General features: G+C 65.3%; 15 protein-coding genes. 4 read left to right on the top strand and 11 right to left on the bottom strand.

The genetic code is table 11. The annotated features are described in order from the left end of the window. Window positions 1–148: 148 nt before the first annotated feature. Window positions 149–607: a tRNA (cytidine(34)-2'-O)-methyltransferase gene (locus tag HDC29_RS08015; RefSeq protein WP_179496043.1), complete on the top strand. Its 459-nt coding sequence runs from the start codon at window positions 149–151 to the stop codon at window positions 605–607. Next, on the top strand, window positions 604–1,464 hold the full coding sequence (hemF, locus tag HDC29_RS08010) for an oxygen-dependent coproporphyrinogen oxidase (RefSeq protein WP_179496041.1): 861 nt from the start codon (window positions 604–606) through the stop codon (window positions 1,462–1,464). Before HDC29_RS08015 ends, hemF begins: the two co-directional genes overlap by 4 nt. 55 nt (window positions 1,465–1,519) lie before the next feature. Here the strand turns inward: hemF and HDC29_RS08005 are convergent, their stop codons facing one another. Beyond that, a complete protein-coding gene (locus HDC29_RS08005; protein ID WP_179496039.1) occupies window positions 1,520–2,401 on the bottom strand; it encodes a hypothetical protein in 882 nt (293 codons plus the stop codon). 112 nt (window positions 2,402–2,513) lie between these two features. Further along, the gene (locus tag HDC29_RS08000) at window positions 2,514–3,260 is read right to left on the bottom strand and encodes a glycerophosphoryl diester phosphodiesterase membrane domain-containing protein (RefSeq protein ID WP_179496037.1); all 747 of its coding nucleotides are present in this window, start codon (window positions 3,258–3,260) and stop codon (window positions 2,514–2,516) included. A gap of 133 nt (window positions 3,261–3,393) precedes the next feature. Between HDC29_RS08000 and lipB the strand changes: the two genes are divergently transcribed. Both lipB and HDC29_RS07990 read left to right on the top strand, forming a co-directional pair. Continuing rightward, window positions 3,394–4,047, top strand: a complete 654-nt coding sequence (lipB, locus tag HDC29_RS07995; RefSeq protein ID WP_179496035.1) for a lipoyl(octanoyl) transferase LipB — start codon at window positions 3,394–3,396, stop codon at window positions 4,045–4,047. 10 nt (window positions 4,048–4,057) lie between these two features. After that, the gene (locus HDC29_RS07990) at window positions 4,058–4,402 is read left to right on the top strand and encodes a hypothetical protein (protein ID WP_179496033.1); all 345 of its coding nucleotides are present in this window, start codon (window positions 4,058–4,060) and stop codon (window positions 4,400–4,402) included. A gap of 3 nt (window positions 4,403–4,405) precedes the next feature. On the opposite strand, the gene queE is transcribed toward HDC29_RS07990, so the two are convergent. The 9 genes from queE to HDC29_RS07945 all read right to left on the bottom strand — a co-directional run bounded on the left by queE (window position 4,406) and on the right by HDC29_RS07945 (window position 14,076). Then, window positions 4,406–5,038 carry a 7-carboxy-7-deazaguanine synthase gene (queE, locus tag HDC29_RS07985; protein WP_179496031.1) on the bottom strand — a complete coding sequence of 211 codons (633 nt, stop codon included), beginning with the start codon at window positions 5,036–5,038 and terminating at the stop codon, window positions 4,406–4,408. Between the two features lie 4 nt (window positions 5,039–5,042). Beyond that, the gene (queC, locus tag HDC29_RS07980) at window positions 5,043–5,726 is read right to left on the bottom strand and encodes a 7-cyano-7-deazaguanine synthase QueC (RefSeq protein WP_179496030.1); all 684 of its coding nucleotides are present in this window, start codon (window positions 5,724–5,726) and stop codon (window positions 5,043–5,045) included. 174 nt (window positions 5,727–5,900) lie between these two features. Next, window positions 5,901–6,305: a hypothetical protein gene (locus HDC29_RS07975; protein WP_179496029.1), complete on the bottom strand. Its 405-nt coding sequence runs from the start codon at window positions 6,303–6,305 to the stop codon at window positions 5,901–5,903. Between the two features lie 128 nt (window positions 6,306–6,433). Next, on the bottom strand, window positions 6,434–7,357 hold the full coding sequence (locus HDC29_RS07970; protein ID WP_326913212.1) for an Hsp33 family molecular chaperone HslO: 924 nt from the start codon (window positions 7,355–7,357) through the stop codon (window positions 6,434–6,436). Window positions 7,358–7,367: 10 nt separating this feature from the next. Further along, window positions 7,368–8,294, bottom strand: coding sequence for an ornithine carbamoyltransferase (gene argF / locus HDC29_RS07965; protein WP_179496027.1), 927 nt, complete (start codon window positions 8,292–8,294; stop codon window positions 7,368–7,370). Window positions 8,295–8,322: 28 nt separating this feature from the next. After that, a complete protein-coding gene (locus tag HDC29_RS07960) occupies window positions 8,323–9,510 on the bottom strand; it encodes an aspartate aminotransferase family protein (protein ID WP_179496026.1) in 1,188 nt (395 codons plus the stop codon). 130 nt (window positions 9,511–9,640) lie between these two features. Beyond that, window positions 9,641–10,381 carry a hypothetical protein gene (locus tag HDC29_RS07955; protein WP_179496025.1) on the bottom strand — a complete coding sequence of 247 codons (741 nt, stop codon included), beginning with the start codon at window positions 10,379–10,381 and terminating at the stop codon, window positions 9,641–9,643. Next, window positions 10,381–12,969, bottom strand: a complete 2,589-nt coding sequence (locus HDC29_RS07950; RefSeq protein WP_179496023.1) for a TonB-dependent receptor — start codon at window positions 12,967–12,969, stop codon at window positions 10,381–10,383. Before HDC29_RS07950 ends, HDC29_RS07955 begins: the two co-directional genes overlap by 1 nt. A 120-nt stretch (window positions 12,970–13,089) precedes the next feature. Then, window positions 13,090–14,076 (bottom strand): LLM class flavin-dependent oxidoreductase, encoded by a 987-nt coding sequence (locus HDC29_RS07945; RefSeq protein WP_179496021.1) that lies wholly within the window; start codon window positions 14,074–14,076, stop codon window positions 13,090–13,092. Window positions 14,077–14,098 lie beyond the last annotated feature (22 nt).

Below are 14,098 nucleotides of genomic sequence, written 5' to 3'. Positions count from 1 at the left end.
GCACAACCCGGCGGCCCCTCCGGGAATTGCGGGCCTGATAGCCGCACTGTCCGGGCTTGCCAACAGGCAATTTCCGCTTCCGTCACCTGCCCGCCCCGACACGGACAAGTCTCTCGATTCGCGGCGCCTTCGCCTTTATGGCGGCAGCATGGAAATCGCGCTGTTTCAACCCGACATCGCCGGCAATGTCGGCACCATATTACGCACCGCCGCCTGTTTCGGCGCGCCGGCGCATATTATCGAACCGTGCGGCTTTCCCTTTGGCGACGCGGCGCTGAAGCGCGCAGGGATGGATTACGCGGTGCGCGCGAATGTTCGCAGACACCCGGACTGGGACGCGTTCCGCCATTGGTCGCAGATCGGCGGACAGCGCGTCGTCCTGCTCACGACCGCGGGCGCGACGTCGCTTCCCGATTTCGAGTTCGGCCTTGGCGATGTCCTGCTGTTCGGATCGGAGAGCGCGGGCGTGCCGCACCATGTCCACGATGCGGCCGCCGCACGGATCGCGATTCCGATGCAACCCGGCTTTCGATCCTTGAATGTCGCGGTCGCGGCTGGCATCGCGCTCGCCGAGGCGCTCAGGCAAACGAAAGGCTTTCCGGCATGACCCCGCTCGACCCGCAGCAACAGACGGCACGCGACTGGTTCGAATCGCTCCGCGACCGGATCTGCGCCGAATTCGAGGCGATCGAGGCCGAGGCGGGCAGCGACGCGCGCTTTGCCTATACCCCGTGGGATCGCGATGCCGACGGGATCGAACCGGGCGAAGGCGGCGGCGGTGTCCGCGGGGTGATGACGGGCCAGGTCTTTGAAAAGGTCGGCGTCAACGTCTCGACCGTCGGTGGCCAGTTCGCGCCCGAATTCGCCACGTCGATCCACGGCGCGGCCGAAGATCCGAGTTTCTTTGCCACCGGGATCAGCCTTGTCGCCCATATGGCGAATCCGCACGTCCCGGCCGTCCACATGAACACGCGCTTCCTCGCGACGACGCGGCGCTGGTTCGGCGGCGGCGCCGACCTCAACCCGCCGATCGAATATGCCGAAGACACCGACGCCTTTCACGCGCGGCTGCGCGCCGCCTGCGCGCCCTTTGGCCCCGACGTCTATGAACGCTATGCCAAATGGGCCGAGGATTATTTCTACATCCCCCACCGCGGCGTCCACCGCGGCGTCGGTGGCATCTTCTACGACCATCTCGAATGCGGCGACGATGCCGAGTATGACCGCAATTTCCAGCTGACGCAGGCGGTCGGCGAGGCTTTCCTCGACATCTTTCCGCAGATCGTGCGCCGCCGCATGGGCCTGCCCTTCACCGAGGCCGAGCGCGACGCGCAGCTGATCTGGCGCGGCCGCTATGCCGAATTCAACCTCGTCTACGACCGCGGAACGCTGTTCGGGCTCAAGACCGGGGGCAATATCGACGCGATCCTGATGAGCCTGCCGCCGCTCGCAAAATGGGCCTGATGCGAAAAGGGCGCCCCGTTTCCGGAGCGCCCTCTCGCCAAGTTCATACGTCCGATCAGGCGAAGACGTCGCCCGATGCGCGCGGCGCGATGGCGCGATAGACGCCGACCGGCATCGAAAAGGAGATCATGATGATCGGCAGATAGACGAGCGCCGCCATCACGATCATCGTCAGCATCGCGCCGACGACCGAACCGCCCGCGACCGCGCCGAGAATGCCGCCGAATATCATCCCCGCGACCAGCGCGTAGACGAACAGGCCGATCGTGAAGAGCAGATAGAAGCCGACGATCACCCACTGCGAAGGGCCGGTGAGCCGCCACGATTCGCTCAGACCCGTGACCGGATTGCGCGTCAGCCGCTCGGCCATCACCGGCCCGGCGACCATGAAGCGGCCCTGCACCCACAGGAGGAAAACAATCACCGCGATATAGACGAGCACCATCAAGAGGATCGCCCCGCCACCGATCGCGCCGGCACCGCCCGATTCCAGCGCCGCGGGAGACAAGCCACCCATTCCGCCGAGCGCCGCGCCGAAGATCAGCGTCAGGATGAACATGACGATGAAGATGACGATATAGGCCGCGATCATGATCACGATCATGCCAAATGCCAGCGCCGGTCCGGCCTGAAACGCCCAGGCGAAATTCGGCGCCTCGCCGGGGTGCATGCCACCACGCCAGATCAGCATCGACACGCCGTAGAAGATTACCGCGGCCACCAGCGCGAACAGGCTGATCTTGCCGAATGCCCCCATGATGAGCGAAGGGTCATTGGGCGACATCGCCATCGCCGCAAAGGTCGATCCGAGGAACAGATAGCCAAGCAGACCGACGACGACGAGCGCACCGCCCACCCACATCAGCATCTGCATCCAATTGGCCTTCAGAAACGCGAAGGTTTCGGAAAAAGCCGCTCCGATACTCATTTTCGTCATGTCACTTCCCCCTGCTTGTCAAAACCTGCTCTTCACTCCGTCCAAAGTTGGGCGAAGGCCGACCGGCTTCGCCCCGATTGCGACCCATTCTTTGTTGCTGCGGGTTTGCCTGTCACTGAAACACGTCGGACGAGGTCCGTAGCGCGAGCTGGCGATAGGCCGCGGCCGATACGGCGATCGACACCAGACTACCGATCGCGCCGAACGCGGCTTCGACGAAGCCCCCCATCATGCGACCGATACCCGGCTCGCTGCCAAAGATCACCGCGACGATCCCGCCGACGATCAGCGCCGCGATCACGATCACGATGCCGACAAGGAACAGGAAAAAGAAGACCGCCCAGCCGTTGTCGCGGGTCAGCTCCCAACTCGTCCGGATCGCCTCGAAAGGGTTGTAGATGCGGCGATCGGCGATCGCCGGCGTCACGAGCGCGAGCCGCCCGATCAGGTAGATACCGGGAACGATCAGCAGGACGAGACCGAAACCGATCGCGATTCCGCACAGGATCTGGACCGCAATCATCGTCGGGAAGAGCATGAGGCCGAAGGTCAGCGCCTCGCCGACGCTGATTCCCGCCCGCGAAAGCCAGAGCCGCAGGATTGCCGCGGTTCCGATCAAGGTGCAGAGCGCGATGACCAGCTGGCCGGGGATCATCTGGCGAAAGCTTTCGCGAAATGTTGCCACGACCTGGTTGAAATCGGCGCCCGCGGGCGGCTCGATCGGTACCGGGCCGAACCAGGCGAAGGCGAGCGCCGGCAGGAAGAGGAATACGCCCGCGATCGTCCCGACGAGCGCCGTGTGCGATCTCAAAAGCTGCAACGTGTCGTCCCACGCCGCGCCCATATCGAATTTTACCATTGATACCCCGTCATTTTTTGGTTCCCCGTTGCGTCCGAAGGTGACGATCTTCGGCGCGTCTGTCCAGCCCTGTCGGTCATACGCGCCGGGGGGTCTTGCACCGAAGGCCGCGGCGCGCCAGATAGCCGGCGCAATGACCTCCCTTCCCGCGCCCGAATGGACGATAAGCCCCGGCCTGACCGACTATGATACGGCGCTCGCCGACATGGAAGCGCGCGCGGCCGCGATCCAAGCCGACGCGGGCGGCGAACATATCTGGCTGCTCGAGCATCCGCCGCTCTATACGGCGGGGACGAGCGCCGATCCCGCCGAGCTGCTGAACCCGCAATTCCCCGTTTACGACGCGGGGCGCGGCGGGCGTTACACCTATCATGGCCCGGGCCAGCGCGTCGGCTATGTCCAGCTCGACCTGACGCGGCGCGGGCGCGACGTGCGCGCCTATGTCTCGGCGCTCGAAGGCTGGGTGATCGACGCGCTCGCGCTGCTGGACGTCGCGGCAAGGCGCGCCGACGGCCGCATCGGCATCTGGACCGACGACGCAGAGGGTCGCGAGGCCAAGATCGGCGCGATCGGCGTGCGCGTGAAGCGCTGGGTGACGATGCACGGCTTTTCGCTCAACGTCGCGCCCGACCTCGCGCATTTCGGCGGGATCGTGCCGTGCGGCATCGCCGAATTTCCGGTGACCAGCCTCGCCGCGCTCGGCAAGGCGGCGACCTTCGCCGACGTCGATGCGGCGCTCGTGCAGACGCTGCCCGCCTTTCTCGACAAGCTCGGGCCGACAGACTAGGAACCCTGCCATGACCCGCATATTCCTCGCCTCGCTCTCCCTGCTCGCCTTGACCGCCTGCGGCGGGGGCGACAGCACCGGCAAATCGACGACCAAGCTCGACGCGGTCGAGGTCCAGCCCGGATCGATCAGCGATTCGATGATCATCCTCGACGATGTGGCGAGCGACGGCACCGCGATCGACAACAGCATTCCCGACGATGGAACGAAGAAGGACGCGCCCAAGCCCGAAGAGGCTAGCGAGAGCGACGATGCCGCCGACGAAAGCGATGCCGGCGACAATCCCGAGGCGGTCGACATGCCGGCCGCGAAAAAGGCGCTGACCGCCGACGCGCCCTCAAAAAAGGGCGAATAAGCCCTAACGCAAACCCAGATGCTTGTGCGTCTGGAGCGACAGGCGCCAGCGCGGATCGGCCATCACCAGATCGATGCACGCCTGCACATTGGCGGCGGCGTCCACGTCGTCGAGCGGCTGGACGAGCAGATGCCCGAAATCGAGATCCGCGAGCCGCGCGACGTCGCTGCCCGGCTGCGGCCAGACGAGCTTCAGTTCGTCGCCGCTCAGTTGGACCAGATCGCTGCCCGCCTTCGGGCTGACGCAGATCCAGTCGATGCTGCGCGGAATCGGCAGGGTGCCGTTGCTTTCGATCGCGATGGTGAAGCCGCGATCGTGCAGCGCGCCGATCAGCGCGTCATCGACCTGCAGCATCGGCTCGCCGCCGGTCAGCACTACATAGCGGTCTTCGCCGCCCGCACCCCAACTTTCGGCGATGGCATCGGCGAGCGTCGCAGCGGTCTTGTATTTGCCGCCCAGCGTCCCGTCGGTGCCGACGAAATCGGTGTCGCAGAACTGGCAGATCGCCTTGGCGCGATCCTTTTCACGCCCCGTCCAGAGATTGCAGCCGGCGAAGCGGCAGAACACAGCGCGGCGCCCCGCCTGTGCCCCTTCCCCCTGCAGCGTGAGGAAAATCTCTTTGACCGCGTAGACCATCGGATCAGGCGTAGCACGTCGGGTCGGCGAGCCCGGCGTCGGCGAAGCCCTTGCTGCGCAGGCGGCAGCTGTCACACGACCCGCAGTGCAGCCCTTCCGGGGTGGGATCGTAGCACGACCAGCTCATCCCGGCGTCCATGCCCAGCCGCGCCGCTTCGGCGGCGATATCGGCCTTCGTCATATGCTGGAGCGGCGCGTGGATGCGGAACTCGACGCCCTTGTCGCCGTCGCGGGTCGCCAGCGCCGCAAGCTTTTCAAAGCCCTGGATGAATTCGGGCCGGCAGTCGGGATAGCCCGAATAATCGAGTGCATTGACCCCGATGACGATGTCCTGCGCAGCCCGTGCCTCGGCGAGCCCGAGCGTCAGCGACAGGAAGATGAGGTTGCGCGCGGGGACATAGGTGACCGGGACATCGTCGCCGACCCCGTCCTTCGGCACGTCGATATCGGCCGTCAGCGCCGAACCGCCAAAGCGGCGGAGATCGAGCGGCAGGACGATATGCTCGGCGGCACCGACATATTCGGCGATGCGCGCGGCGGATTCGAGCTCGACGCGATGGCGCTGGTTATAGTCGATCGTCAGCGCGACGATCCGCGCGCCCGCCTCGCGCGCGAGGCCCGCGCAGACCATCGAGTCGAGCCCGCCCGACAGGAGGACGATCACGCTTTTTCCGGAAACTTGCTGCATCGGCGCCAGATAGGCCCCCGCCGCCGGGGGCGCAAGGGTCGCGCCGCATCAAAGAAACGGGCCGCGAGGCGGTCGCCGCACGGCCCAGTTCGGCATGACAGCCGTTAGGGAGAATGGCACACATCGATATGCCATGGCCCTGTTGTAACGGCGGATGGTTAATATCTGGTTTGTTCAGCAGCCGCCCGTGCGCCGCGCCTCGATCGCCTGCGAAAAGGGCCTGCCCTCGGCAATGCCCTGCGTATCGATCTGGACGAGCCGGTTGGTTTCGCTGCGGATCGTCGTGCGGCCATGCCCGGCACCGGGGCAAGTATAATGGACGGTCACCGAATTGGGCGTATCCTCGATCACATAGCGCGAACAGGTCGCGCCGGGGTGATAGACCTGGATCATCCGCCGCGCGTCGCCGACGCAGATCGTCTGGACGACCGCGTCCTTGCCGCGTTCGCGCAGCTGCCAACTCCCCTTTTCGAGCCGGTCGAGCATCGCCAGCGACGGCGCCTGCGCCGGCACCACGGTTGCGCCCGCAAGGCCGAGCGCCAGTAAGGAATATCGAACGAAGGGAGAGAAGATCGCCATTTTCACCTGTCCACTGGCCGCCCGCGCGGTCTGGAAGCGACCCGGTCGCCTATAGCTAACAACGCCGCAGCGGCATTTCAACCGCTTGGCGCTGGATTACCCCGTTTCGTCGTCTGTTCAGGCCGATGCTATTCGCTGCGATCGTGGGACGCGATCTCTTCGAGCGGGATCGGGAAGAAGCGCGAGCAAAAGGCGCAGTCGACGACGACCCGGCCGTCATCGTCGGCCATTTCGGCGCGTTCGGTCTCGGGGAATTGCGCGAGAACGCCAGCGAAATAGCCGGCGCTGCACCGGCACCCGCGCGACACCGTCACGCCCGGCTCGACACGCACCTCATCCTCGTGAAACAGCCGCCATGCCAGCGTCTCGAGCGAGGTCGCGGGATCGGTGAGTTCCTCGGCCTTGAGCGTGACCGCGATCGCCTTGGCATGTTCCCATTCGGGACTGTCATGCCGCACATGGAGGCGGTCGCGGCCGACCTCGCCTTCGGGCAGGTGCTGGAGGAGCAATCCGCCGGCAAGGCAGCCCGCTTCGGGATCGTGACGCGCCGCGAGCTTGATCAGGCTCGGAATCTGTTCCGACTGTTCGAAATAATGCTCGGCCGCCTCGCCGATCGACGTGCCTTCGAGCGGGACGATGCCCTGATAGCGTTCGCCGGTGGTGGCCTGGTCGAAGGTGATCGCAAGAAAGCCTTCGCCGAACAGCGCGAACAGCGTCGGATCGGCCCCGACCTCGGCCAGCCGCTCGGCATCGAACTTGAGATAGCCGCGCAGCTCACCGCCGCGATAGTCGCAGACGAGCAGTTCGACCGGCCCGCCGCCGGTCTGCGCCTGCAAGGTCAACTGCCCGTTCTCGTCCTTGAGCGTCGAGCCGAGCAGCACGGTGAGCACCAGCGCCTCTGCCAGCAGTTTTTCGGCGACCGGCGGATAATTGTGTGCGCCGATGATCGTCTGGAGCGTTGGCCCGAGCCGCACCAGCCGTCCGCGCACATGGCGCTCGGCGATGGTGAACAGCAGGGGCTGGTCGAACCAGGTTTCGATGGTCTCGCTCACGTCATAAAGCTCACAATTTGCCGAGCGCCCAGAGCAGGATCGACTTCTGCGCATGGACACGGTTTTCGGCCTCGTCCCACACGCGCGACTGCGCGCCGTCGATCACCGCATCGACGACCTCGTCGCCGCGGTGCGCGGGCAGGCAATGGAGGAAGATGGCGTCGGCCTTGGCGCCCGTCATCAGCCGCTCATCGACCCGGTAGGGCGCCATCGCCGCAATCTTGTTGTGCGCATGATCCTGTCCCATCGACACCCAGGTGTCGGTGACGACCAGGTCGGCGCCCGCCACCGCCTCGCGCGCATCGCGCACGATATCGACGCGAACGCCCTTGGCGCGCGCGGCCTCGACGAAGCCCGCCTCGGGTTCATAGCCCTGCGGCACACCGGCGCGGACGTGAAAGCCGAACAGGCCCGCCGCCTCGATCAGCGAAGCGAGGACATTGTTGCCGTCGCCGAGCCAGGCGAGCTCAAGCCCCGGCAGCGCCTTGCCGCTCTCGACCACCGTCAAGAGGTCGGCGACAATCTGGCACGGGTGCGACAGGTCGGTGAGACCGTTGATCACCGGGACACTCGCATATTCGGCGAGTTCCTCGGCCTTCGCATGGTCGTCGGTGCGGATCATGATCGCATCGGCATAGCGCGACAGCACGCGCGCGGTGTCGGCGATCGTCTCGCCGCGGCCGAGCTGCGTCGTTCCCGCATCGAGGATCATCGGCACGCCGCCGAGCTGGCGGATCGCGATGTCGAACGACGCGCGCGTGCGCGTCGAATTCTTCTCGAACACCATCGCGAGCACATGGTCCGCCAGCGGCGCGTCGGCGTCGGGTTTTGCCTTCGGCCAGCCCGCGCGTGCCGCCTTGCGGTCGATCGCGTCCGAGAGCATCGCCGCGACGGCGTCGCCGCCGGCGTCGGAAAGGTTCAGGAAGCGCCGCATCATGCCCTCCGTTCTACAGGAACGGAAAACATCAGGATTCCGCGGGCGTGTAGCTCGCCGCGCCCGCCGACAGTTTCTCGATGAATTCCGCGATGTGGCTCTCGTCGATGTTGAGCGGCGGCAGCACGCGAACGACATTTTCGCCCGCCGCGACGGTGAGCAGCCCATGATTGTCGCGCAGATGCGCGACGAAGGCGCGGCTGTCCGACTTGAGCTTGAGCCCGAGCATCAGGCCGACGCCGCGCACGCTGTCGAACAGATGGTCGTGGTTCGGGATGAGCTGTTCGAGCGCGCCGCGCAGCCGCTCGCCGGTCGTCTTGACCTGGTCGAGAAAACCGTCTTCGAGCACGACGTCGAGCACCGCCTGCCCCGCCGCACAGGCAAGCGGGTTGCCGCCATAGGTCGACCCGTGCGTGCCGATCACCATGCCGCGCGCGGCCTTTTCGGTCGCGAGGCACGCGCCCATCGGGAAGCCGCCGCCGATGCCCTTGGCGCTCGCCATGATGTCGGGGGTGACACCATAATGTTCATAGGCATAGAGATGCCCGGTGCGTGCGACGCCGCACTGGACTTCGTCGAACACGAGCATCAGGTCGCGCTTGTCGCAGATATCGCGCAGCGCCTGCAGGAAAGGCTGCGACGCGGGGCGGATACCGCCCTCGCCCTGAATCGGCTCGACGAGGAAACCCGCGCTATTGTCGTCGACCAGATCGAGCGCGGCGTTGATGTCGTCGAACGGTGCATAGGCGAAGCCGGGCAGCAGCGGATCGAAACCCTTGCGCAGCTTTTCCTGATTGGTCGCCGAGATGGTGCCGAGCGTGCGGCCGTGAAAGGCGTTGTTGAAGGTGATCAGATTGTGCTTTTCGGGATTGCCCGCGCTCGAATGATAGGCGCGCGCGGTCTTGATCGCGCATTCGACCGCCTCGGCGCCCGAGTTGGTAAGGAACACCGTATCGGCGAACGTATGTTCGACGAGCCGCGCTGCATAGGCCTCACCCTGCGGGCTGCCATAGAGGTTCGAGACGTGCATCAGCGTCGCGGCCTGATCCTGGATCGCCTTGGTCAGGTGCGGGTGGCCGTGGCCGAGCAGGTTGACCGCGATGCCGCTCGCGAAGTCCAGATAGCGCTCGCCGCGCTCGCCGATCAGATAGGCGCCCTCGCCGCGCACCGGACGCACACCGCACCGGGGGTATACGGGCATCAGCGGCGTGATCGTCATGGCAGGCACCTTTCGAACTAAAGTAAAAAGGCGACCCCAAACGGGCCGCCCTTGGTCGGGCCGCTCCTATACTGCCGGTGCCGGAGGCGCGTCAACACGGCGGGCCTCGCGCCGGATGACAGAAAAACGATCAGAGTGCCGGAACCGCTGTCGCCCGGATTTCCTTCTTCGCGCGGTCGATCGACCATAGCAGGCGCGGCTCGACCGGGTCCCAGTCGATCGCCTGCCCCTCGGTCGGCACCGGCAGCGTCGCGACAAGGTCGAGCGTCGCGCCCGCCTTCGGCAGCCGCAGCGCATAGATTTCGGGCCGGTCGTGTCCGCTCGCATACATCAGCCCGTCGGCCCCCCATACGAAACCTGAACAGCTTTTCGGCGCGAAGCGCGCGAGCACGGCATCGGGGAACAGCCAGGATTCGAGCGGGCGGAACGAGGCACCCATACGGACCAGCGTCGTGAAACGATGGTCGCGACCCGGCTCGCCGCCGCGGTCATCGTAATTGGCGAAGACCGCCCACCAATTCCCGTCATGCCAGTCCAACGCGGTCAGCGAGCCATACATCCGGCCGAGGCTGACCGTGCGGATATGGCGAAGGGTCTTTGCGTCGAAAATCTCGACGCTGCTCGCCATCGGCACTTTGGGATAGTTCGACGCGGCGCAGACGAGTTCGGCATCGCGGATCGCGCAGCTGTTGAGATGCGGGAACAGCTTCGGATCGCCTTCCCATCCCGCAACGCGCTTGCCCGTCGCCTTGTCATATTTGCCGATCGCGAAATTATCGATGGCATAGATATGCGCGCGATCCGCGGCGACGCCCTGCCTCGCTTCCGGCGCCGCGATCGTGGCCAGCGTCAGCAGCGCGGCGGCGAACATCAAAAGCGCACCGACGCGCCGGCGTAAAACGTCCGACCATAGCGTTCGTTCTGGATGATCCAGTCGCGGCGTTCGCCCTGATATTGGCGCGTCGGCTCGTCAGTCAGATTCTGCCCTTCGACGAACAGGCTGACGTTATCCGTCACAGCGAACGAAGCCTTGGCGTCGAGCCGGCGCAGGTCGTCATTATATTGATCGCCGAGCATGTCGGCGCCGAGCGAGATCAGCGCGTTGCCGGTGTTGTGATAGGCGATCGACGCTTCGATCGGCCCATTCTGGTAGAAGAGCTGTGCGCCATAGAGCAGGTTAGACTGCTCGGGAAACGCCGCGGGGTCGGCACGGCCGGGCACCTTCAGCTTCGAATCGATCAGCGTCATATTCGCCTCGAGCCCGAAGCCCGAGAGAAAGCCGGGCAGGAAGTCGAACTGCTGACGATACGCAAGTTCCAGCCCGATGATGTCGGCGCTCGTCCCGTTCGCCTTTTGCGAGAAGCCGAGCACCGCATAGTCGCGCCCGCCATAGCTGGTATCGAGCAGGGTGAAGCTTTGCGTGTAGACCGGATTCTTGATGAACTTCGCGAAGACACCGACCGAAAACAGCCCGCCCTTCGCGAAATACCATTCGGCCGAGGCGTCGAGCGCATCGGCGATATAGGGTTCGAGGTTCGGGTTGCCGAGCGACACCGATCCATCGAACGTCCCGTCGTCATTCTGCTCATAGCCGATCTCGCCGCCGGGGGTGAGGTCCGAATAATTGGGGCGGCCAACGCTGCGCGTATAGGCAAGGCGGACGATCACCTCGTCGTTGGGTTCGATCCGCACGATCAGGCTGGGCAGCCAGTTGGTGTAGCTGCGCTTCGCGTTCACCGGGACGACGTCGGTTTCGTTCTCGAGCTGGAACCCGCGGATCGTCAGGTCGGTGCGTTCGACGCGAATGCCCGGCGTCACGGTGATCGCCCCGAAATCGAGGTTCGCCATCGCATAGCCGGCGGCGATGTCTTCGCCGAGGTCGAGATCGTTCAACGTCGCATTGGCGAGGGTCGAGCTCTCGTCGAGCACGAAATAGGCGGCATTCGCGGGGTCGGCGGTGAACGCGTCGATCAGGCCGGCGTCGATCACCGGGGTGATCAGATAGTCATGCCCGCCGCCGACATGGCTCACGACGTCGGCGCCCTGCAGCCCGAACTGCCCCAGCGTGAAGCGCGTCGCGGGATCGCCGCCGCGCGAAAAGATGCTGTTGTTCGAATCGAAATCCTTGTCGGTCGCGCGATATTTGCCGCCGAGTTTCAGCCAGCTGTCGTCGCCGAAGCCGAGCCGCCGCGTCACGTCGAGCCGGCCGGTCCAGATATATTCGTCGCCGCTTTCGTCCTGCACCGTATATTGCCGGAAACCGAGGCCATCGGCGGAGAGCGGAGTGCGCGGCGCGGCGCTGAACAATTTGTCGGTGAAGTCGAAATCGACCGTCCCCGGATTGCCGCGGAACTGCCAGAGCTGGTTCGGCTCGATGACCTCATTGTGCGAGCGCGCAAAGCCATAGTCGAAGGTCCAGTCGTCGGTCTCGGTCTTACCGCCGATCATGCCGACGAGCACCGACTTTTCCTTATATTCGAGCCGCAGGTCCGACCGCTGCTCGCTCTCGGCCGCGACGCCGGTCAGCCCGTCGGGATTCAGCGTCACATTGCCGTCCTCGCGCTGGTCCTGCGTCGCGAAATCGAGGCGGAAGCGCTGGCGATATTCATTCTCGGTGAATTTGCTATAGAGGCCGCGCGCCCACAAATGCGTCGTATCGCTCGGCCGCCAGTCGAACGAGGCGATACCGCCGATGCGCTCGCGCTCGAGCTGATAATCGGTATATTTGATATTGGTCGGCAGCCCGCCGCGCGCGGCGCCCGGAAACGGCGCCCAGTCGTCGGGAAAGATGCCGAAGCTCTGGAAATCTCGCTTCGAATAGCTCGCGCCGATCAGGATGCCGAATTGTTCGTCGCTGCCGAAGCGGCCGCCAATGCTCGCGTCGCCGCGAACCGGCACCTTCTCGTTGAGCGTCTGGTAGCCCGCCTGCACATTGGCCGAAAGGACGAAAGGCTCGGCGAAGTCGAACGCGGTCTGGGTCACGAGGTTGATCGTGCCGCCGATGCCCTGCGCATCGATGTCGGCGGTCTTCGCCTTGGTCACCTCGACACGATTGAGCAATTGCCCCGAGACGATGTCGAGCGGCAGGCGGCGGGTATTGCCGTCGGGGTTGCCGAGTTCGAAGCCGTTGACGGTATAATTGTTGAGGTCCGACGGAATGCCGCGGATCGCGACATAACGCCCTTCGCCCTGGTCGTACTGCACCCCGACGCCGGGCAGGCGCTCGATCACCTCGGCGACGTTACGATCGGGAAGCTGGCCGATCTCGTCCGCCGCAGCGACGTCCATGATGCCGACGGCATCGCGCTTGATCTCGATCGCGCGTTCCTGCTGCGCGCGCTGGCCGGTGACGACGATCGCTTCGCCCTCATCGGCGGGCGCGGCTTCCTGTGCCAGCACGGGAGACGAAACGAGCAGCGCGATCGCGCTTGCTCCGGCGAGGGAGAGTTTGACGGACATGGAAGCGACCCCTTTTGGAATGACGCGCTGCGCCTAGGGGTCCGCCGCGTCGATTCGACGACGCAACCGTGACCGTTTCACGATGTTTTGATGACGCCAACCGTCACATGTGTTGACGAATCAGAGGCTGCGCGCCGCCTCCATGGCAAGCGCAACCGAATGTTTGCGTGCTGCATGGTCATACATCGACGATGCGACGATCACTTCATCAACCCCGGTGCGCGCAACAAAGGCCCTCAGCCCCGCCGCGACGTCGTCGACCGTCCCCACCGCCGAGCATTGCAGCACATGGTCGAGGATCGCGCGCGCATTGGGCGGCAGGCTGTCCTTGTACCCCGCGAGCGGCGGCTTCATCTTGCCCGGATTGCCGGTGCGGAGTGCGACGAAGGCCTGTTGTTGCGAGCTCGCGAGCAGTTCGGCTTCGTCGCGCGTATCGGCGGCGAAGACGTTGAACGCGGCGGCGGCATAGGGTTCGGCAAGCTGCGCCGACGGTTTGAACTGGCGGCGATAGATGTCGAGCGCCTCGTCGAGCGCGTCGGGCGCGAAGTGGCTCGCGAAGGCGTAAGGCAGCCCAAGCATCGCCGCGAGCTGCGCGCCAAAGGTACTGGAACCAAGAATCCACAGCGGAATATGCGTGCCCGCTCCCGGCACCGCCGTGATGCCAAGTTGATCGTCGCCCGCCAGAAATGCCTGAAGCTCCAGCACATCCTGCGGAAACTGCCGCTCGTCGCTCGCGAGGGTGCGGCGCAGCGCGCGCGCGACGCGCTGGTCCGACCCCGGTGCGCGGCCCAGGCCCAGATCGACGCGTCCGGGGAACAGGGCTTCGAGCGTGCCGAACTGTTCGGCGATCACCATCGGGGCATGGTTCGGCAGCATGATGCCGGCCGAACCGATGCGAATGCTTTGGGTGGCGTGGCCGAGGTGCGCGAGCACGACCGACGTCGCCGCGCTTGCGATCCCCGCCATGCCGTGATGCTCGGCGACCCAGTAACGTTCGTAACCGAGCGCCTCGGCGTGGCGGGCGAGATCCGCAGCATTGGCGAGCGACTGGGCGATCGTACCGGTATCGGTGACGGGCACGAGGTCGAGGAAAGAGAGTTTCGTCATGAAACCGATATGCGGTCGAGGA

The sequence above is a fragment of the Sphingopyxis sp. JAI108 genome (genome assembly GCF_013410105.1).
Classification (GTDB): Bacteria; Pseudomonadota; Alphaproteobacteria; order Sphingomonadales; family Sphingomonadaceae; genus Sphingopyxis; species Sphingopyxis chilensis.
The sequence above is the reverse complement of the archived record's forward strand: the minus strand, read 5'-3'. Positions and strand labels throughout refer to the sequence as shown.